This is a genomic window from Ruegeria sp. CE8, assembly GCF_056537465.1.
Genome location: NZ_JBQFRP010000018.1, coordinates 1 through 19178, shown reverse-complemented (window position 1 = coordinate 19178; position 19178 = coordinate 1). Strand labels below are relative to the sequence as shown.

Below are 19178 nucleotides of genomic sequence, written 5' to 3'. Positions count from 1 at the left end.
TCACTCCTGTTCCGGCAGCAAGCCTGCTGGGATATCCTGATAACAAACGGGGCGCAAAAACCGCCGGATCGAAAGGGTTCCAACCGAGGTTGCTCCAAAATTGGTCGAAGCCGGATAGGGGCCGCCATGCACCATGCTGTCGCAGACCTCCACCCCGGTCGGGAAGCCATTGGCCAGCAACCTGCCTGCTTTGCGCTCCAGCACTGGAACCAGTTGACGGGCGAATTCTGCGTCATCGTCAGTTAGATGTATAGTGCAGGTCAGTTGCCCTTCGATAGAGCGGGCAAGCTGCAGCATTTGGTCGGCATCGCGGACCCTGACGATGATGCCCATCGGTCCAAAGACCTCTTCATGCAAGGTCGCATTGGCCAGCCAGTCGTCACCCGAGACCACAAACAGATTTGGCGCTGCACCGCGCGGGGCGCTTTCCTTGGCCACAATCTGCGCGACATCGGGCTGCGCCGCGATTTGAGCGACGCCTCGTCGGTAGGCATCCGAGATTCCATCGGTCAGCATGGTTTGCGCGTCCACCTGTTCCAATGCGCCTTGCGCAGCGGACTGAAATGCATCCGCGCTTGGCCCGTCTATGACGACCGCAATTCCGGGGTTGGTGCAGAACTGCCCTGCGCCCATCGTGAGGGATCCTGCCCATCCCGTCCCGATTTCGGTTGCGCGTTCGGATACTGCCGCCGGTAGCAGGAAAATGGGGTTGATCGAACCCAGCTCTCCGAAGAACGGGATTGGCTCGGGACGGGTGGCGCATAGATCAAACAAAGCGCGGCCGGCCCGCTGAGACCCAGTGAAACCCACTGCGCGGATCAAGGGGTGGCGGGCCAAGGCGGTCCCGACTTCGATGCCATCACTTTGAATTAATGAGAACACGCCCGCAGGCGTGCCAGTCGCCTTTAGTGCCGCGTCAATGGCTTGCGCGACGACTTCTCCGGTTCCGGGGTGGGCCGGATGGCCTTTGACCACAACCGGGCAGCCCGCAGCCAGGGCCGCAGCTGTGTCCCCACCCGCAACCGAAAAGGCCAGCGGGAAGTTTGAGGCTCCGAACACGGCGACAGGCCCGAGCGGGCGCTGGATCATCCGCAAATCCGAGCGTGGTAGGGGCGCACGGTCCGGCATCGCGGGATCATGGCGTTGATCGAGGTAGTCGCCTTTTTCGATGTAATCGGCGAACAGGCGCAATTGGCCGACCGTGCGTCCGCGTTCGCCTTGCAGGCGAGCCTCGGGCAGGCCGGTTTCCTGACTGCCGATCTCAGTGATCGCGTCGCCGCGGGCGTCAATTTCCTCTGCGATTTTGCGCAGCAAGGCGGCTCTGTCGTCACGCGAGGACCAACCGAATGTGATAAAGGCCTCTTCAGCGGCCCGCACAGCGGCGTCGACATGCGCTGCAGTTCCGGTCGCGAAGTCGTGGCTTGGCCCATGGGCAGGTGCCGAGGCAAAAGTGGTGTCACCTTCGACCCATTCACCGGCGATCAGGTGTTTTCCGATCAACATCTTCGTTCTTTCTTAAAGCAGGCCGCGTTGGGCCAGGTTTCGCATGAGATGAGACGCCCCGAACCGCCATTCGGGGCACTCTGTCGAGAGGTGCACTGAGTTTGTGAGTGTGCCCAGTTTGTCGTTTGCTATCGTGACGATGTCGCCCAGTTTGTGAGTAAACCCTCCACCCGCGGTATCCCGGTCTTGTGTCGGTGCGAAGAGGGTTCCCAGAAACAGCATGAGCCCGTCCGGGTATTGGTGATGTCGTCCAATTGTTTGCGTGACCAGATCGGCGGGGTCGCGGCTGATCTGCGACATTGAAGAGTGGCCGTTCAGGACAAAGCCATCCAATCCGGTCACAGTCAGAGACAACTCGGCCGTTCGGACATTTTCAAGCGTATAGGACTCATCGAACAAGCGGATCATAGGCCCGATGGCACAGGATGCGTTGTTGTCCTTGGCCTTACCGAGCAAAAGCGCCGAGCGCCCCTCAACGTCGCGCAGGTTGACGTCATTACCCAACGCTGCGCCCTTGATCGCACCGGTCGAATTCACGGCCAAAACAACCTCGGGCTCGGGGTTGTTCCAGGTTGAGATCGGGTGCAGGCCGACATCCGCGCCGAAGCCGACCGAAGACAGGACTTGTGCCTTTGTGAAGACTTCGGCATCCGGCCCGATACCGACCTCAAGGTACTGGCTCCACAGGTCTTCCGCGATCAGCGCCTGTTTGACCTGTGCGGCGGCGTCGGAACCCGGAACAATGTTTGAGAGGCTGCTACCAATCTTGTCTCCGATACGGACACGGATTGCTTGTGCCCTTGCGGGATCTCCGGCGGCCTTTTCTTCGATGACCCGCTCGACCATGGACCCGGCGAAAGTGACTCCGCACGCTTTGATCGCCTGCAGATCACACGGGGCCAGCCAATCGTGCGCTGCATCAAGCGGTCCGATCCTGGTTCCCTCGGTCTTGCGGACATATTCTGCGGCATCTTCTCGCTCGAGAACATCGCGTACGGTCGGAGCCGATGTAGATGTGATATCAACAATCTGCCCGGCGCGCAGCGTCACAACGCAAGGACCTATCCCCGCGCGTTCCACGCGACCCAGCCATAGCCCGTCAGAGTCCAGTTTCGGATAAGCCATTTCAATCCCTGAGTTTATAGGCTCGGGTAGCGTTGCCCCCCAGAACCGCTTGTCGTTCAGGCTTGGTCAAGTCGTGCAGCAAAGCATCAGTGGCTTCAAGCCAGCGTTCGTATGTGCAGGCCAGCGTGCAAACCGGCCAGTCACTGCCCCAAATCAGGCGGGACGGACCGAACGTGTCCAGCAGGTGGTCGACATAGGGGCGCAGATCATCAACGGCCCAGTTCTGGGCAGCTTCGGTCACCAACCCGGACAGTTTGCACCAGGTGTCCGTCTCTCGGGCAAGCGCTGCCATGTCCTCCGCCCAGCCATCGATCAAACCATCGCGGATCAGGGGTTTGGACCCGTGGTCGATGACAACGCGCATCCGAGGATGACGCGCGAGAAGCTGTCTGAGGGGGCCAAGATGTTGAGGCAATGTAAGCGCGTCAAAGGTCAAATCGCGCTGTTGCAATGCGTCAAATGCTGGGGTCAAGGCATCACCGATCATCCATTCGGGATCAGCTATGTCTTGAATCATGGGCCGCAGCCCAACTAGCGCCGGATGGGCAGCCAACGCCGTTATCTGCGCAGGGGCATCGGGGGCTTCGAAGTCAGCCCATCCAACGACACCTTTTATGAGTGGGGTGTGATCCGCCAGCGACAACATGAATTCTGTCTCGGCGACTGTCGGAGCGGCCTGAACCAGAATTGAACCTTCAATCCCGGCTGCTTCCAGCAGGGGCGCGAGATCATTTGGCGCAAAGTCGCGGTAAATCGGTGTCAGCTCTGGCGTCAGCCAGCCATAGTCGCCACGGGACAAGGTCCAGAAATGCTGATGGGCGTCGATCCTCATCCAATGACGCCTTTTTTGAGGATAATGTTACCGTAGAGCCTGCGCTCACCGGTTTGCACTATGACAAAGGCATTGGCTGCGCGCTGGTAGAAGGCAAAGCGTTCCACCGCCTGTATCTGTGCCGGGTTGTCAGCCACTTGGTTGATGATGTTCTGAAAATCAGTAACCGGCTCCGGAATGGCATCCGGGTCCTCGACCATCTGCATAGTCAGCGCCGGATCCGAAACGAACGTGTCCAGAGGCATGACAGATACTACCGCCCGCAGGATTTCGCTGGCAGTGGAACCATCGGCCCGGATGCAGTCCGGTCCACAGCTGGAGCCCGGAAAGTTCGCGTCTGCAATCACTATTTCGTCCCCGTGCCCCATGGCCCGCAACGCGTATAGCAGTTCGGGTGAAAGGATCGGGTCGATGTTATGCAGCATTTGCAGCCTCCTGAGGCAATGGCGCGTCCGGACGGATCAGGCTTTCGCTCCTCAGATCGGACCAAAGGACTGCCGGGATATCGTGTTCCAGAAGTGCAACGTTGGCCGTTACCTCAGCCGCGTTGACTGCACCGGGCACTACGGTCTTGACACAGGGATGTCCAAGAACAAATTGCAGTGCCGCAGCAATCAAGGGCGTATTGTGCGATTTGCAGACCGCTTCAATCTTGCGGACGCGGTTCAAAATCTCTTCCGGAGCATCGGAATAATTGTACTTGGCACCCGGAATGGCGCCTGTCGCCAGAATGCCCGAGTTGTAGGGGCCACCAAGGATGATCCCCACATCCCGCTTTTCACAAAGCGGTAGAAAGCTGTCCAATGCCTCCTGTTCCAGCAACGTGTAGCGTCCAGCCAGTAAGAATCCGTCGAAATCCCCCAGCCCCAGCAATCGCTCGCAAACCTGCCATTCGTTCACGCCCGCCCCGATGGCGGCAATCTCACCCGCGTCACGCAGTTCAACCAGCGCCTTGTAGCCGCCGCCGTCAAACAACTCGCGTACTTTGGCGTCCGACATTTCCTGGCTGCCCTGACTGAACACGCAGACGTCGTGCACAAGAAGAATGTCCGTGTTGGTTACACCCAGCCGGTTCTGGCTGGCTTCGTAGGATCGCATGACACCGTCATAGGTGTAGTCAAATACAATGCGTTTCTGCGGAACGTCCACGAATGCCTCGGGCGTGACTTCATGCGGCTCGCAGTCCAACAACAGTCGGCCAATTTTGGTCGACAGCTGAATATTGTCGCGCCCAAAGCGGGCGATAGCTTGGCCAAGCCGGTGTTCGGACCGACCCAACCCATACTGAGGTGCCGTGTCAAAAAAGCGAATGCCGGCATCGTACGCCGCATGCAAAGCGGCCTGCGCATCCTCATCGGTCACCTTGCGATAAAGGTTCCCCAAAGGTGCACCGCCAAAACCCATCCGGGTCAAGGGAACAGGTCGGTGTGTGCGGCTGTTCAAAAGCTCGGTTTGTGAAACGGTCATCCTGCCTCTCGCGTGTCCTTAGGAGTGATATTGAACAGTTGCGGCTTTTCCTGCCGTAGGACTTCGATACGAGGCATCAGTTGGCCAAGATGATGGCGCATCGCTTCCTGTGCGCCCTGTTCGTCGTGACGGCTGACCGCCTCAAAGATGGCCCGGTGTTCGGCCAGAGTTTCAGAAACTCGCCCTGGGGTTGGCAGCAGCAGCATCCGGGCGCGGCTGACCTGCAGGGAGACGGTCTGAGCGACCTCTGGCAATCGTAGAAATCCAGTGAAATCCATAAGCAGGGCGTGGAAATCTTCATCGGCCTGATAAAACCCGGGGATGTCTTCATCCTCGATCAACAATTCCTGCATGCGCATATTGCGGCTGAGTTTTTTGCGCTGATCCTCAGTAAGGTCCCGGGCCACCTTCGCGACCGTCGCCAGCTCCAATGCTTCGCGAAGGAACGCGCCCTCGCGGATTTCAGCCATCGAAAAGTAGGAAACACGCGTGCCGGATTGCGGGACGACGTCAACCAGACCATCGGCTGCCAGTCGCGCAATAGCTTCGGAAACGGGCGCACGCGACACGCCCAGACGTTCACAGATGGGCGCTTTTCTGAGGTTGGCGCCGGGCGGGAAATCAAGGGCCAGAATGGCGTGCTTGATTGACTGGTAAACCCGTTGAGCCAGCGACCCTTCGATGGTGGAAATGTCCGGCAGGCGGGTTGCGTCAATATCTTGAGGTCGGTTCATAACTGCGGGTCTATCATTCTAACATGTTAGTTGACAAGAGGGTAGTTTTCGACGTAGCTGTCGGGGCAAGCAAGCGGGATAGCAATGCAAGCACGTGATCAAATCAAGGCCCGTCAGGGCGCGCAACGCGATACGGTCAGGCTGAATCCGGATGACAATGTCGTCATCGCTTTGCGCGACTTGGCGTCTGGTGAACATCCGAATTGCCTTTCGGTTCCGCTTCTTGGGGCAGTGTCGCGTGGCCACAAGATTGCAACGAAGCTGATCGCCAAAGGTGAAAACGTCATTCGATATGGTCAGATCATCGGGCAGGCCAAGTCAGATATTTTTCCAGGTGAACATGTCCACGTGCATAATCTGGGCATGGGGGAGCATCAGCAGGACTATGCCCATGCCTCTGCCAACGCACCGCTGCCGGAAATTCACAAAGCCCGCAGTTTCCAAGGTTATCACCGTTCAGACGGCAGGATCGGAACCCGCAACTACATTGGCATCCTTACGACGGTCAATTGCTCGGGCTCCGTCGCGCGCTTTATCGCTGAGGCTGCGGAAAAATCGGGTCTTCTTTCCTCCTTTCCAAATGTCGACGGTATCGTTCCGATCGTCCATGGAACCGGATGTGGCATGTCCGCAAAGGATGAAGGGTACGCGACGTTGTTTCGAACCCTTGCGGGATATGCGCAGCATCCAAATTTTGCGGGGATCTTGTTGATTGGATTGGGATGTGAAGTCATGCAGGTCGCTGATCTGGTGGGTGGCCGCCCGATCCGCCCGGATGGCACGCTGCGATACATGACCATCCAAAACGAGGGCGGGACGCGCCGCACAATTCAGCGCGGTTTGGAGGAGCTTCGCGGCATTGCTGAGCTGGCAAACCAAGCTGCGCGTGTACCCGCGCCCGTTAGCGCGCTTACGGTTGGTATGCAGTGTGGCGGCTCGGATGGGTATTCCGGGATCACCGCCAACCCAGCCCTAGGTTACGCATCGGATTTGCTGGTGCGCCATGGCGGCACAACAATCCTTTCTGAGACGTCGGAGATTTATGGGGCTGAACACCTGCTGACACGTCGCGCCGAAACGCCAGAAGTCGGAGAGAAGCTGATCGAGCGCGTGCAATGGTGGGAGGATTACACCGCGCGCAACGGCGGCGAAATGGACAACAACCCAAGCCCGGGGAACAAACGCGGCGGGTTGACGACCATCCTTGAGAAATCACTGGGCGCTGTCGCCAAGGGCGGCACCGCGCCCTTGCGGGATGTGTACAAATTTGCCGAACCGATCGACAAAAACGGGTTCGTATTCATGGATAGCCCGGGTTTTGACCCGTGTTCGGTCACGGGGCAGGTGGCCTCGGGCGCGAACCTGATCGTCTTTACCACCGGTCGCGGGTCGGTCTCGGGCTATCAGCCGACACCCTGCGTCAAACTCGCCACGAATTCCGAAATGTATGCCCGTATGGCCGACGACATGGATCTGAACTGCGGCGACATCGTCACCGATGGTGTCAGCATCGAGGCCAAAGGCGAGGAGTTGTTCGAAATCCTGATGCGCGTCGCCTCGGGCGAGCAAACAAAAAGTGAGGAACTTGGATTTGGGGGCGTGGAATTCGTGCCCTGGCAAATCGGTGCGGTGATGTAATCCGCGCGCTGCCCAAGGGGAGAGGGGCACATGGGAGGAGAAATGAAAAAGCTGGTCGACATGACGGGGATTGATAAACACTTCCCCGGCGTGCACGCGCTGAAATCCGTGCAATTCGATCTGTATGCCGGTGAAGTCCACGCATTGATGGGCGAAAACGGCGCCGGAAAGAGCACGTTGATGAAAATCCTGTCCGGGATTTATCAGCGCGATGGTGGTGATCTTGAGATCGAAGGCAAACCGGCGAGTCCAACCACCCCACGCGAGGCGCAGGATCTGGGTATTGGCATCATCCATCAGGAATTAAGCCTGATGAACGATCTGACGGTTGCTCAGAACATCTTCATCGGGCGCGAACCCCGCAAGAGTTTTGGGCGACTAGATGAGGCCGCGCTGAATGCCAGAACGGCCGAGATTTTCGCCTCGATGAATCTGAACCTTGATCCCAAAACTCTGGTCGGCAGCCTGACGATTGCGAAACAGCAAATGGTCGAGATTGCCAAGGCTCTATCCTACCAATCCTCAGTTTTGATCATGGATGAACCAACCGCGGCTTTGAACGACGCTGAAATTGCGGAGCTTTTCGTGATTATTCGCCGCCTCAAGGCCGAGGGTGTAGGCATTGTCTACATCAGCCACAAAATGGATGAGCTAAAGCAGATTGCGGACCGCGTGACCGTGATGCGGGACGGCGAATATGTCGGAACGGTCGACGCCGCAGAGACTCCAATCAGCGCGATCATTGCGATGATGGTCGGGCGCGAAGTCAACGAGGAACCGTTGGACGTGCCTGATCTGGGCGATGCTGAGGTGTCGCTTCAAATCACGGGGCTGAACCGGGGGAAGGAAATCAGCGACGTCAGTTTTTCGGTTCAGCGCGGTGAGATCTTGGGTTTCGCCGGTTTGATGGGGGCGGGCCGCACCGAAGTTGCTCGGGCCATATTCGGCGCTGATCCGAAAGACAGTGGCGATATTCGGGTACACGGCAAATCAGTCTCGATCAATTCGCCGAAGGATGCGGTGCGTGCCGGAATCGGATATCTGTCCGAAGATCGCAAGCATTTTGGCCTCGCGACAGGGATGAACGTGCGGGACAACATCGCGCTGGCTTCGATGGACATGTTTACCGGAAGTGGAGGTGTTCTGAATGATGGCGAAATCAGTACCACCGCCAAAAGCTATATCAAGCAGCTAGGTATCCGCACGCCGTCAGACGCTCAGGAAGTTCGTCTGCTATCTGGCGGAAACCAGCAAAAGGTCGTCATCGCCAAGTGGCTTTTGCGCGATTGTGACATCCTGATTTTTGATGAACCCACACGCGGCATCGATGTGGGAGCGAAGTCTGAAATCTACAAACTGCTCGAAGAGCTGGCTGAACAGGGCAAAACGATCATCGTGATCTCATCGGAACTGCCCGAAATCATGCGCCTGAGCCACCGCATCGCCGTGATGTGCGAAGGCCGGCTGACCGGAATTCTGCCCGGGGGCAAGGACACCACTCAGGAAGACATCATGCATCTGGCCACCCAACGCTCGGCGGCGATGCTGGTAACAGGGACAGTGCAATGACCACAGCAACGGATATCGACAAAAAGAAACCCCTCGCGGGTCTGTCGGAAAGCGGCGCGTATCAAAAACTGCTGGCCTTCGCCAGTTTGATTGCCTTGCTGATCGGGTTCTCGATCGCGTCGCCAAACTTCATGCAGACCTCGAACATGATCGCTATTTTGCAGGCGACTTCGGTCAATGGGGTCCTCGCAGTTGCGGCGACCTTGATCATCATCACGGGCGGTATTGACCTTTCGTTGGGCACGCTGATGACATTTTGCGCCGTGATCGCGGGGGTCGTTCTAACCTATCTGGGAATGCCGCTGCTTTTGGGTGTGGCTGCGGCCATAGCAGCGGGGGCATTCTGTGGCCTCTGTTCCGGAACGTTTGTGGCCAAAATGAAGATCCCCCCATTCATCGCCACCCTTGGCATGATGCTGATCCTCAAGGGTCTTTCGCTTGTGATCTCTGGCACCCGGCCAATCTATTTCAACGATACACCCGGCTTTGATCAGATATCGCGCGGGTCGCTGATCGGAGAAATCTTCCCGGCATTACCGATCCCCAATGGCGTTTTGATCCTGTTCCTTGTCGCGATTGCGGCTTCGTACATTCTGGGGCGCACGGTGCTGGGCCGGTACACCTTTGCGTTGGGATCGAATGAAGAGGCCGTGCGCCTGTCCGGTGTGAACACCGACATGTGGAAAATGCGGATCTATGCGTTGGCCGGAGCGATCTGCGGAATTGCAGGCATTCTGATCGCATCCCGCCTCAACTCGGCGCAACCTGCGCTGGGACTGGGTTATGAGCTGGAAGCCATCGCCGCTGTGGTGATCGGGGGTACATCCCTGTCCGGCGGGCGTGGCACCATTCTGGGCACTCTGATCGGCGCGTTGATTATGGCGGTGCTGACGAATGGCCTGCGCGTTTTGTCCGTAGCACAGGAATGGCAGACCGTTGTGACCGGCGCGATCATCATTCTGGCCGTCTACGCCGACATGGCCCGGCGCAAGAAAAGCGGCTGACCATTTCTGGAAACGAATAAAAACGACCAACTGGAGGAGAAAATCATGTTTACACGTCGTTTCATTCTGGGGGCACTGACCGCAGCCTCTCTGGCAATGCCCGCTTCTATGGCCACGGCCGAGGATGTCTACATCCCGCTAGTGTCGAAAGGGTTCCAGCACCAGTTCTGGCAGGCGGTGAAGTCCGGAGCCGAACAGGCAGCGGATGAATACGGAGTGACCATCACATTCGAAGGGCCGGACAACGAAACAATGGTCGACCGGCAGATTGACATGTTGGCGGCGGCGCTGGCCAACAACCCCAAGGCCATTGGCTTTGCCGCGCTGGACAGCCAGGCGGCCATTCCCCTGTTGAAGCAGGCCAATGACAAAGGCATTCCGATTATCGCTTTCGACAGCGGTGTCGACAGTGACATCCCGGTTTCGACGGCCACGACGAACAATCTGGCCGCTGCGGGGTTGGCTGCCGACAAAATGGCCGAGAAGATCGGCGGAAAAGGTAAGGTTGCCGTGGTTGCCCATGACCAGACCAGCCGCACTGGAATCGACCGCCGTGACGGGTTTGTAAACCGGATTGCCGAGAAGTACCCGGACATAGAAGTTGTCACTGTTCAGTACGGGCAGGGCGATCACCTCAAATCGACCGAGGTGACGAAAGCTATCCTGACGGCCAATCCCGACCTAGACGGTATCTTCGGCACAAACGAAGGGTCGGCAATCGGCGTGGTCAACGGTGTGCAGGAACTGGGCACCCAAGGTCTGGTCATCATTGGGTACGATAGTGGCAAGGCCCAGAAGGACGCGATCAAAAGCGGTTTGATGGCAGGTGCCATCACCCAAAACCCCGTCGGGATTGGATATGAAACCGTCAAAGCAGCCGTTGCCGCAATGAAGGGCGAGGACGTCCCGGCTCTGATCGACACGGGTTTCTACTACTACGATGCGTCCAACATTGACGATCCCAAGATCGCCGCAGTTCTGTACGACTGACACTTGTTTATCTGTAACTGCCCGGCCCGCCTGTTAGGTGGGCCGGGCTTTCGTTGGGGATCGGCGAGCAGTAAAAATATAGGTATTACAATTATTTACAGGTTTTGCTCGGGGCGGGTTTTTCTCATTTCGTAAACATAAAATTTTTGTGCTACTGTCTGATTAGATTTTACTGATTTCGTTCAAAGGTAAGTTTTCTCGTGCCTGATAACGCAAAGAGTACGTTCAGATTGCGCCCGATGGAGCGGGCGGATTTGGAGGCAGTCATATCCTGGTTTCAAGATGTCGAAGACCTTGCACGCTTTGACCGAACCACACGTGTTCCTCTGAATCTTTCCCATGCCGAAGATATGTGGAAGGACACATTCACGTCGTGCGATGCCGGTCGAAAATGTTGGTTTGTGATTGAATCCAGCAGCGGTGAGGCCGTTGGACTGGCAGGGTTGGAGGCAATATCCAGCATCAATCGCGATGCGGTAATTGCTATCTTTATCAACAAATCAGCCCGCAGGTCGGGTGTTGGGCTTCGCGCGACTGCTTTGCTGATGGACTTGGCCTTTCGGCAGTTGGGACTGAACAGGTTAACGTCTTACTACCGCGCAGATAACCACCACAGCCGGGATCTGGTGGCTAAGGTTGGTTGTCAGATTGAAGGAACAATGAGGCAGGCATGGTTCGCCGACGGAGCGTTTCACGATATGATCGTGGTCGGGGTTTTGAAAACTGACTGGATGGCGCGCCGTCAGGCTTTGGCCCAGGAGTTGGACAGCAAAACAACCGTCATTTTTGGTCCGAACGACTGTGCCGCCTGGTCATGGCCGCCTCACATCACGGCCAGTTGACCCGCAGTAACAATAGAGGTCTTCGGTCGTCAAAAGCAATTTTTGCTATATGTTGATCCTGGGTCCGATCAGAGTCCTAGAAACGAGTAGCACCTGTGAGCACAACGATTTCGAACGTTCCAATAACCCAGAGACTTGGCGCGGTCCTTTTCGCCGATGTCGTGGGTTACTCACGGCTCATGAGCGAAAACGAGCTTGATACCTACAACGCATTGAAATCGCTTCTCGCTCTGCTCGAAGCCTCATGTGCCAAGTACCAAGGTCGCGTCGTCGAAGTGCGTGGCGATGGGGTTTTGGCGCTGTTCGAAACAGCAACCAGCGCGGTTGAATTCGGTGTGGAACTGCACCAGATCGCAAGCGAGCACAATCAAACGCGGGCACAGGACCAGCGAATCAAGTTTCGCGCGGGGATTCACCTTGGGGAAATTCTGATAGACGAGCGCGGAATACACGGCGACAACGTGAACATCGCGGCGCGATTGCAAGAGATCGCCGAGCCTGAACGCGTGTACGTCAGCTCTGCAGTTTATGACCAAGTTTGCAATCGACTGCGTTATGGGTATGAATTTCTTGGACCGAAGCAACTAAAAAATATTCTGAACCCTGTCTCCACCTATTGCGTCCGCAGTGAAGTGGCCGGCGCGACCATGGCCGGGACAATGCGCCCTGATCTGCAGGGGAATATTCTCGAACGGCCAGATACCCCATCGGTGGCGGTCTTACCCTTTAGCAGCAGTGGCGGTGACGAATCCGACAGCTGGATTGCCGAAGGCTTGACGGATGACATCATCATGAATCTGTCCAAGTTTCGGAACCTGTTCATCATCGCCCGGAATTCGTCGTTTTTCTTCAAGACCCAATCGATGCCGCCGAAAGAGGCCGCGCAAAAGCTGAATGTTCGCTACATCGCGCGCGGTAGTGTGCGTCGTTCTGCCAGCCGCATTCGAATTACTGCCGAATTGATAGATGCCAACAGCGAGCGGACGATTTGGGGTGAGCGGTTCGACCGCAAGATTGACGACATATTCGATATTCTTGACGAGGTAACGGAGTGCATCGTCGCTGCCACTGCCGTAATGATCGAGTCCCATGAAAAACAGCGGATGATTCAGGCGATACCATCCGACCTTGAAGCGTACGGCTCGGTGTTGCAGGGCCAGCATCATATCTTCAAATACACGCGCTACGACAACCGCATTGCACAAAACTTCTATCAATCCGCGCTAGAGCGAGATGGGGGCTATGCTCGGGCTGCGGCCGCTTTGTCGCGGACTCTGAACATCGACTGGCGCTATTCGTGGGCCAAGGATCCTTCGGGCGCACTGGAGCAGGCTCTCAATTTGGCGCAGCGCGCAATCGAGCTGGACCCGACTGATGCGCGCGGCTTTGGCGAGTTGGGTTATGTGCATCTTTACCGCAAAGAGCATGATGCGGCGATCCAATCCTATCAACGGGCTTTGGCGCTGAACCCCAATGACGCGGATATGCATTCGGACTATGCGGATGCTTTGGCCCATTATGGCGACAATGAAACCGCGATTACGCATATTCAGCAGGCAATGCGCCTGAACCCGTATTTCCCGGATCAATACCTGTGGCATCTGGGCGGGGCCTACTACAATCTCAGGCGGTACGAAGACGTCATTGAGACCGTCAACAAAATGAACAACCCGACCGAGGGGCAGCGGATGTTGGCGGCCAGCTACGCACAGCTTGGCCAAACGGACATGGCTCGCTTGATTACGGATAAACACCGCGAGGCGCATCCCAACTTTTCCCTGGCGCGGTGGACAACGGTCCAACCGGACCGGCTTGAAGAAGACACGCAGCATTTCGTTGAAGGCTTGAAAAAAGCCGGATTTTGAACGACTTAAACGAATAGCGCGTTGGTTTCATACTGAGAAAACGCTCCAATAAATTGAATGATATGTGTCCCCGTGGGCGGCGATGCCGAGGATTGAGTTGTTAAACCTGATAGACCTGAGCGCCGTCTCGAGCTGGGTCGATTGTACGCCAAAACTGTGAGTAAGGACTGATCGGTCCCATTTGAACTGGACCGTGTTGTCAACTCTGGGCGATAAATTCAGTCCCGGGACATCTGCGAGGAATAGTAATAGGCGATGGCTTGGGTTCGGTTCTTCACAGCCAGCTTTTCATAGATATTGGACAGGTGGAACTTGACGGTGTTGGTGGATATCTGCAGTTCCTTTGACAGGTCTCTGTTGGACATGCCCTGCGCCAGCGCTTCGAGAATGGCTCGCTCTTTGCGGGACAGGCTTTGGATCGGGTCCTGCTGCATTTTCCGAACGTCGATGAACGGAAAGACCATCTTACCGGCAGCAACATCGGCACAGGTCTTTAACAAACCTTCAACCTCGCCAGAGCGGGCGGCAAACCCGGCGGCTCCGGCCTGCATTGCGAGGCGTGGAATATCGCCTGCCGTATCACCATAGACGACAAAGCGCGGGGCATTTGCCTGTTCGCGCAGGACTTCGATCAGTTTTGCTGCGCCCAGGATGGGAAGATTCCAATCGACCACGCCAACCTTGACGGGGACCCGCATCACGGTTCCCAGAAACCCTTCGGCCGTTGCCGATGTCGCCACAAGCGAGAATCGTGAGTCGCGCTCAAAGATTTCGGACATGGCAGAGAGGACGAGCGGATTGCTGTCGGCCAGCATGACGTCGATCGGGGCTTGTGGAGTTTCAACCATTTGATTTTCGCCCTGTTTTGCAGTTTCCCACCCGTTTGGGTAGGTTGATTTTCGGTATACTTTGGTATTTTTACCAAATTGGGTGGGTATTTCCCCATACTTTTAGCTGTCCAAAAGCAGTAGTAAGTTACGTTGCGTCATAGGGCAACCCCGCGTTTTCTACCCGGCAAGTTACCACAACGGGCCGATGCGCCCCGCCAACAGCCGAGGTCGTCCAACCATGACATTCCAGATTTTCCCTCCGCTTGAGATACCCGAGACACTGGCCGCGGGCCCGGGACCGGGCAATACCGACGCCCGTGTTCTGCAAGCTTTCGCCAATGCCGGCGTCGCCGATCACATGCAGGGCGATGTCCTGAGGGGCATGGTCGAATGCAAGCATATGCTGCGCAAGATTTGGGGGACTAAAAACGCCTATACCTTCGCTGTTGCCGGTACAGGCTGGAGCGCCCTGGACACGATGTTCTCCGCCGTAATGCCCGGCGATAAGGTCGTGGCTTTTGCCAACGGCACGTTTTCCGAGATTGATGCGCTGACATTGCGGATCAAGGCTGCCACACCCGAAGAGCACGCGGCCAGCCCACTTGACCCTCAGGCAGCCTGCGTCACAGTAATTGACGTGCCACACGGCCAGCCGGTCACTGGTGAAATGGTTGAGGCCGCGCTGGAGCAACACAAGCCGAAGTGGGCCTTTATGGCGCATTGGGAAACCGGTTCCGGTCGCATCAACGATCTGCGCGGTTTCTCGGACGCGTGTCAGCGCCATGGCGCTATGGGCTTGATCGACGCCGTCTCGTCGTTGGGCGTCGATGAATTTTCGATCGACGACTACCCAGGGATTGCTGGTTGGGCGTCGTGCCCGCAAAAGGGCCTATGCTGTCTGCCGCTGACCTATGCGCCTGTCAGCTTCACGGATGCGTATATCAACTCCCTGAAATCTTCAGGTGCCTACACCTACGTCCACAATCCGATTTTCGAAGCCCGCCACTGGGGGATCGTTGACGGCGCAGACGTCGAGAAAGGGACATATCACAGAACCCATTCCGGTTATGCCGTCGCTGCATTCCATGAGTCCTTGCGCCTGACTTTGCAGGAGGGATTGGCCAGGCGGTCGGCGTCGTACAAGACGCACGAACGTGTACTGCGCGATGCCGTGACAGCAATGGGTTGCGAGGTGACCTCGGACATGCCCAGCCTCGTGGTGCTGAATTTGCCGCCAGAGCTCGCCGGGCGCGAGATGGAACTGGTGCAGAACTGTAGGGCGCGGGGTTTTGGTATTTGGCCAACGCTCAGCGCGCCTGTGCAGGTTCGGATCGGTATTCTCAATCAACTGAACCGTCAGGCCATCAGCCGCATCGTGCGCCTGTTCGCCGAAGCCATGCGAGAATTGGGCGGTCAAGTCGATGCCGATGAGATCGAGGCGCTGCTCGAAAGCCGTTACGGCACGTCGATTGCCGCTTAATCACACTGCATGAACGGGAGGATTGCAGATGGATATTCATGAGTATCAGGCGAAAGAAGTTCTTTCGAACTTCGGAGTCGCTGTTCCGTCGGGCGCTTTGGCCTACAGCCCGGAACAGGCGGCCTATCGTGCGCGGGAACTGGGGGGGGATAAGTGGATTGTCAAAGCCCAGGTTCATGCCGGGGGTCGCGGCAAGGCGGGCGGTGTCAAGCTGTGTAACACTGAAAATGAGATCTACGAGGCCTGTGACGATCTTTTTGGTCGCAAGCTGGTGACCCATCAGACGGGTCCCGAAGGCAAAGGCATCTACCGCGTTTATGTCGAAGCCGCCGTGCCGATCGACCGCGAGATCTACCTGGGGTTCGTGTTGGATCGGTCCAGCCAGCGGGTGATGATTGTCGCTTCGTCTGAAGGCGGGATGGAGATCGAAGATATCTCGGCCGAACGCCCGGACAGCATCGTCCGGTCCATTGTGGAACCTGCGGTTGGTCTGCAGGAGTTTCAAGCGCGCGAGATCGCGTTCCAGCTAGGACTGGAACCGCGTCTGGTACAGCAAATGGTTCGCACTCTGCAGGGATGCTATGCAGCCTTCAGCGAGTTGGATGCGACGATGGTCGAGATCAACCCGCTGGTCGTGACCGGTGACGATCGGGTGCTGGCCTTGGACGCAAAGATGAGCTTTGACGACAACGCCCTGTTCCGTCATCCGCAAATCGCCGAATTGCGTGACAAAAGCCAGGAAGATCCACGTGAAAGCCGGGCTGCCGACCGTGGCCTGTCTTACGTTGGGTTGGACGGCAATATTGGTTGTATCGTCAATGGCGCTGGTCTGGCGATGGCCACGATGGACACAATCAAGCTGGCGGGGGGCGAACCTGCCAATTTCCTCGACATTGGGGGTGGCGCATCGCCAGAACGGGTCGCCAAAGCGTTCAGGCTGGTTCTGTCCGATAAAAACGTTCAGGCCATTCTGGTGAACATCTTCGCGGGGATTAACCGCTGCGATTGGGTCGCCGAAGGTGTGGTGCAGGCTCTGAAGGAACTGGACCTCGACATCCCTGTCGTTGTGCGACTGGCAGGAACAAACGTCGAAGAAGGCCAGAAAATCCTCGCGAAATCAGGCCTGCCGATCATCCGAGCAACAACTCTGATGGAGGCCGCCGAACGTGCCGTAGGTGCGTGGCGCAACGATCTGTCCCAAAACACCAAGATGAGGGCTGTGTAATGAGCATTCTTCTCGACCGCGAAACACGCGTAATCGTGCAAGGCATCACCGGACGCATGGCGCGCTTTCACACCAAAGATATGCTGGCCTACGGCACCAACGTGGTCGGCGGAGTCGTACCCGGCAAGGGCGGCGAAACCGTCGAAGGCGTGCCGGTCTTTGACACCGTCAAACAGGCCGTCGAAGCAACCGGTGCTGACGCCAGCCTGGTCTTTGTGCCGCCTCCGTTCGCCGCAGACTCCATCATGGAAGCAGCCGATGCAGGCATCCGTTACTGCGTGTGCATCACCGACGGCATCCCGGCGCAGGATATGATCCGCGTTAAGCGCTACATGTACCGCTATCCCAAGGAAAAACGCATGGTGCTGACCGGGCCAAACTGCGCAGGCACCATCAGCCCCGGCAAAGCCTTGTTGGGGATCATGCCAGGCCATATCTACCTGCCCGGAAATGTCGGGATCATCGGCCGCTCTGGCACGCTCGGGTATGAGGCCGCCGCCCAGCTCAAGGAACGCGGGCTTGGAGTTTCGACCAGCGTGGGTATCGGCGGTGATCCGATCAACGGGTCTTCGTTCCGTGATATTCTGGAGCGATTTGAACAGGATGAAGGGACAGAAGTCATCGCCATGATCGGCGAGATCGGTGGCCCGCAGGAAGCTGAAGCCGCCGAATACATCCGCGATCATGTGACCAAACCCGTTGTGGCCTATGTTGCGGGTCTGACCGCACCCAAAGGAAGGACCATGGGCCATGCCGGTGCGATCATCTCGGCCTTTGGCGAAAGCGCGTCCGAGAAGGTCGAAATCCTTTCGGCAGCAGGCGTCACGGTTGCTGAAAACCCCGCTGTCATCGGCGAAACCATCGCCCGCGTCATGGGAAAGGCAGCGTGATGGCAAAACCTTCGGTTCTTGTTACCCGTCGCTGGCCCGCCGCCGTCGAGGCGCAGCTGGCCGAAAACTACAACGCGGTGCTCAATACCGGGGACAAGCCAATGTCCTCGGCTGAGATACGGGAAGCGTTGAAACATTATGACGCCGTGTTGCCCACGGTCACCGATACTCTGAACGCCGAGGCATTGGATGTCCCGGCGGCGCAGACCAAAATCCTTGCCAATTATGGAGTCGGATACAGCCATATCTGCGAACCGTCGGCACGTGAATTGGGCATGACCGTGACTAACACTCCTGACGTTTTGTCTGAATGCACCGCAGATATCGCTATGACCCTGATGTTGATGGTCGCGCGCCGAGCCGGAGAGGGTGAGCGTGAACTACGGTCCGGTAACTGGACCGGTTGGCGGCCCACGCATTTGGTGGGCACGAAGGTCAGTGGCAAGACCCTGGGCATCATCGGCTATGGCCGCATCGGGCAAGAGATGGCCCGTCGGGCTCATCATGGGTTTGGTATGGACATTCTTGTCTACAACCGCAGCCAAGTGTCGTCTGATGTGTTGGCGTCTTGCAATGCGACCCAAGTGGATACGATCGATGATCTGCTTCCGCAGTGCGATTTCGTGTCGCTTCATTGCCCCGGCGGGGCCGAGAACCGGCACCTGATCAACTCCCGCAGGTTGAGCCTGATGAAGCGCGACGCGTTTCTGATCAATACCGCGCGCGGTGAAGTGATCGACGAATGGGCTCTTATTCAGACCCTGATGTTCGACATGATCGGTGGTGCCGCATTGGACGTTTTTGATGGTGAACCCCGTATCAGCCCGGATCTGTTGCAATGCGACAACCTCGTGATGCTGCCGCATCTTGGCAGTGCAACGCGCGAGGCACGTGAAGCGATGGGCTTCCGCGTTCTGGACAACCTCGGAGACTTCTTCGCAGGCCGTGCGCCGCGTGATCGTGTGATCTGATCCAATCCCCACTTGGCTGCTCACCGGCTTGGTCCGGTTGAGTGGCCTCTTTTCAGGAGATTTCAATATGAACGCCCCCCACCGTATCGACGGATTTTTCAACCAGTCTTTGTCTGACCGTGATCCCGAGCTGTTCGGCTCGATCACGTCCGAGCTGGGCCGCCAGCGTGACGAGATCGAACTGATCGCGTCCGAGAACATCGTCTCTGCCGC

Annotated in this window: 17 protein-coding genes and 1 pseudogene; 11 read left to right on the top strand and 7 right to left on the bottom strand. The window is 57.3% G+C overall.

Annotation, left to right across the window (positions count from 1 at the left end; translation table 11 throughout):
- The 6 genes from ACR0AA_RS21805 to ACR0AA_RS21780 are packed head-to-tail and all read right to left on the bottom strand — an operon-like array spanning position 1 to position 5661.
- A complete protein-coding gene (locus ACR0AA_RS21805; RefSeq protein WP_480757385.1) occupies positions 1–1503 on the bottom strand; it encodes an aldehyde dehydrogenase (NADP(+)) in 1503 nt (500 codons plus the stop codon).
- A gap of 12 nt (positions 1504–1515) precedes the next feature.
- On the bottom strand, positions 1516–2628 hold the full coding sequence (locus tag ACR0AA_RS21800) for a fumarylacetoacetate hydrolase family protein (RefSeq protein ID WP_480665929.1): 1113 nt from the start codon (positions 2626–2628) through the stop codon (positions 1516–1518).
- 1 nt (position 2629) lies between these two features.
- Positions 2630–3460 carry an amidohydrolase family protein gene (locus ACR0AA_RS21795; protein ID WP_480665931.1) on the bottom strand — a complete coding sequence of 277 codons (831 nt, stop codon included), beginning with the start codon at positions 3458–3460 and terminating at the stop codon, positions 2630–2632.
- Complete coding sequence (locus tag ACR0AA_RS21790; RefSeq protein ID WP_480665933.1) at positions 3457–3885, bottom strand: RbsD/FucU family protein; 429 nt, start codon at positions 3883–3885, stop codon at positions 3457–3459. The genes ACR0AA_RS21795 and ACR0AA_RS21790 overlap by 4 nt, the downstream gene beginning before the upstream one ends.
- The gene (locus ACR0AA_RS21785) at positions 3875–4927 is read right to left on the bottom strand and encodes an aldo/keto reductase (RefSeq protein WP_480665934.1); all 1053 of its coding nucleotides are present in this window, start codon (positions 4925–4927) and stop codon (positions 3875–3877) included. Before ACR0AA_RS21785 ends, ACR0AA_RS21790 begins: the two co-directional genes overlap by 11 nt.
- The gene (locus tag ACR0AA_RS21780) at positions 4924–5661 is read right to left on the bottom strand and encodes a GntR family transcriptional regulator (RefSeq protein ID WP_480665936.1); all 738 of its coding nucleotides are present in this window, start codon (positions 5659–5661) and stop codon (positions 4924–4926) included. The genes ACR0AA_RS21785 and ACR0AA_RS21780 overlap by 4 nt, the downstream gene beginning before the upstream one ends.
- Before the next feature lie 84 nt (positions 5662–5745).
- Here ACR0AA_RS21780 and ACR0AA_RS21775 point away from each other — a divergent pair, with 84 nt between their 5' ends.
- The 6 genes from ACR0AA_RS21775 (at position 5746) to ACR0AA_RS21750 (ending at position 13569) form a co-directional block, all read left to right on the top strand.
- Entirely contained in the window at positions 5746–7299 is a 1554-nt protein-coding gene (locus ACR0AA_RS21775; protein ID WP_480665938.1) for a UxaA family hydrolase, read from the top strand.
- A 42-nt stretch (positions 7300–7341) separates the two neighbouring features.
- Positions 7342–8868 (top strand): sugar ABC transporter ATP-binding protein, encoded by a 1527-nt coding sequence (locus ACR0AA_RS21770; protein WP_480665940.1) that lies wholly within the window; start codon positions 7342–7344, stop codon positions 8866–8868.
- Entirely contained in the window at positions 8865–9872 is a 1008-nt protein-coding gene (locus ACR0AA_RS21765; protein ID WP_480757380.1) for an ABC transporter permease, read from the top strand. The genes ACR0AA_RS21770 and ACR0AA_RS21765 overlap by 4 nt, the downstream gene beginning before the upstream one ends.
- Before the next feature lie 45 nt (positions 9873–9917).
- Positions 9918–10862: a substrate-binding domain-containing protein gene (locus tag ACR0AA_RS21760; protein WP_480757378.1), complete on the top strand. Its 945-nt coding sequence runs from the start codon at positions 9918–9920 to the stop codon at positions 10860–10862.
- Positions 10863–11062: 200 nt separating this feature from the next.
- Positions 11063–11704 carry a GNAT family N-acetyltransferase gene (locus ACR0AA_RS21755; protein ID WP_480665944.1) on the top strand — a complete coding sequence of 214 codons (642 nt, stop codon included), beginning with the start codon at positions 11063–11065 and terminating at the stop codon, positions 11702–11704.
- A gap of 95 nt (positions 11705–11799) precedes the next feature.
- Positions 11800–13569 (top strand): tetratricopeptide repeat protein, encoded by a 1770-nt coding sequence (locus ACR0AA_RS21750; protein WP_480665945.1) that lies wholly within the window; start codon positions 11800–11802, stop codon positions 13567–13569.
- Between the two features lie 218 nt (positions 13570–13787).
- Here ACR0AA_RS21750 and ACR0AA_RS21745 read toward each other — a convergent pair whose 3' ends face one another.
- Complete coding sequence (locus ACR0AA_RS21745; RefSeq protein WP_480665946.1) at positions 13788–14417, bottom strand: response regulator transcription factor; 630 nt, start codon at positions 14415–14417, stop codon at positions 13788–13790.
- A gap of 220 nt (positions 14418–14637) precedes the next feature.
- Here ACR0AA_RS21745 and ACR0AA_RS21740 point away from each other — a divergent pair, with 220 nt between their 5' ends.
- From ACR0AA_RS21740 to glyA, 5 genes and pseudogenes are all read left to right on the top strand, one after another.
- Complete coding sequence (locus ACR0AA_RS21740; protein ID WP_480665947.1) at positions 14638–15879, top strand: pyridoxal-phosphate-dependent aminotransferase family protein; 1242 nt, start codon at positions 14638–14640, stop codon at positions 15877–15879.
- 28 nt (positions 15880–15907) lie between these two features.
- A complete protein-coding gene (locus tag ACR0AA_RS21735) occupies positions 15908–17104 on the top strand; it encodes a malate--CoA ligase subunit beta (RefSeq protein ID WP_480665948.1) in 1197 nt (398 codons plus the stop codon).
- Complete coding sequence (sucD, locus tag ACR0AA_RS21730) at positions 17104–17994, top strand: succinate--CoA ligase subunit alpha (protein ID WP_239338317.1); 891 nt, start codon at positions 17104–17106, stop codon at positions 17992–17994. Before ACR0AA_RS21735 ends, sucD begins: the two co-directional genes overlap by 1 nt.
- A complete protein-coding gene (locus tag ACR0AA_RS21725) occupies positions 17994–18965 on the top strand; it encodes a 2-hydroxyacid dehydrogenase (protein ID WP_480665949.1) in 972 nt (323 codons plus the stop codon). Before sucD ends, ACR0AA_RS21725 begins: the two co-directional genes overlap by 1 nt.
- Before the next feature lie 67 nt (positions 18966–19032).
- Positions 19033–19178, top strand: a pseudogene (gene glyA / locus ACR0AA_RS21720) (serine hydroxymethyltransferase); the annotation flags it as partial.

What these genes read in the sequence shown, in the direction of transcription:
- ACR0AA_RS21795 (WP_480665931.1), bottom strand. Translation starts at nt 3,460, where the DNA reads ATGAGGATCGACGCCCATCAGCATTTCTGGACCTTGTCCCGTGGCGAC.
- ACR0AA_RS21760 (WP_480757378.1), top strand. Translation starts at nt 9,918, where the DNA reads ATGTTTACACGTCGTTTCATTCTGGGGGCACTGACCGCAGCCTCTCTG.
- ACR0AA_RS21775 (WP_480665938.1), top strand. Translation starts at nt 5,746, where the DNA reads ATGCAAGCACGTGATCAAATCAAGGCCCGTCAGGGCGCGCAACGCGAT.
- ACR0AA_RS21725 (WP_480665949.1), top strand. Translation starts at nt 17,994, where the DNA reads ATGGCAAAACCTTCGGTTCTTGTTACCCGTCGCTGGCCCGCCGCCGTC.
- ACR0AA_RS21745 (WP_480665946.1), bottom strand. Translation starts at nt 14,417, where the DNA reads ATGGTTGAAACTCCACAAGCCCCGATCGACGTCATGCTGGCCGACAGC.
- sucD (WP_239338317.1), top strand. Translation starts at nt 17,104, where the DNA reads ATGAGCATTCTTCTCGACCGCGAAACACGCGTAATCGTGCAAGGCATC.
- ACR0AA_RS21800 (WP_480665929.1), bottom strand. Translation starts at nt 2,628, where the DNA reads ATGGCTTATCCGAAACTGGACTCTGACGGGCTATGGCTGGGTCGCGTG.
- ACR0AA_RS21780 (WP_480665936.1), bottom strand. Translation starts at nt 5,661, where the DNA reads ATGAACCGACCTCAAGATATTGACGCAACCCGCCTGCCGGACATTTCC.
- ACR0AA_RS21740 (WP_480665947.1), top strand. Translation starts at nt 14,638, where the DNA reads ATGACATTCCAGATTTTCCCTCCGCTTGAGATACCCGAGACACTGGCC.
- ACR0AA_RS21765 (WP_480757380.1), top strand. Translation starts at nt 8,865, where the DNA reads ATGACCACAGCAACGGATATCGACAAAAAGAAACCCCTCGCGGGTCTG.
- ACR0AA_RS21735 (WP_480665948.1), top strand. Translation starts at nt 15,908, where the DNA reads ATGGATATTCATGAGTATCAGGCGAAAGAAGTTCTTTCGAACTTCGGA.
- ACR0AA_RS21785 (WP_480665934.1), bottom strand. Translation starts at nt 4,927, where the DNA reads ATGACCGTTTCACAAACCGAGCTTTTGAACAGCCGCACACACCGACCT.
- ACR0AA_RS21790 (WP_480665933.1), bottom strand. Translation starts at nt 3,885, where the DNA reads ATGCTGCATAACATCGACCCGATCCTTTCACCCGAACTGCTATACGCG.
- ACR0AA_RS21770 (WP_480665940.1), top strand. Translation starts at nt 7,342, where the DNA reads ATGAAAAAGCTGGTCGACATGACGGGGATTGATAAACACTTCCCCGGC.
- ACR0AA_RS21805 (WP_480757385.1), bottom strand. Translation starts at nt 1,503, where the DNA reads ATGTTGATCGGAAAACACCTGATCGCCGGTGAATGGGTCGAAGGTGAC.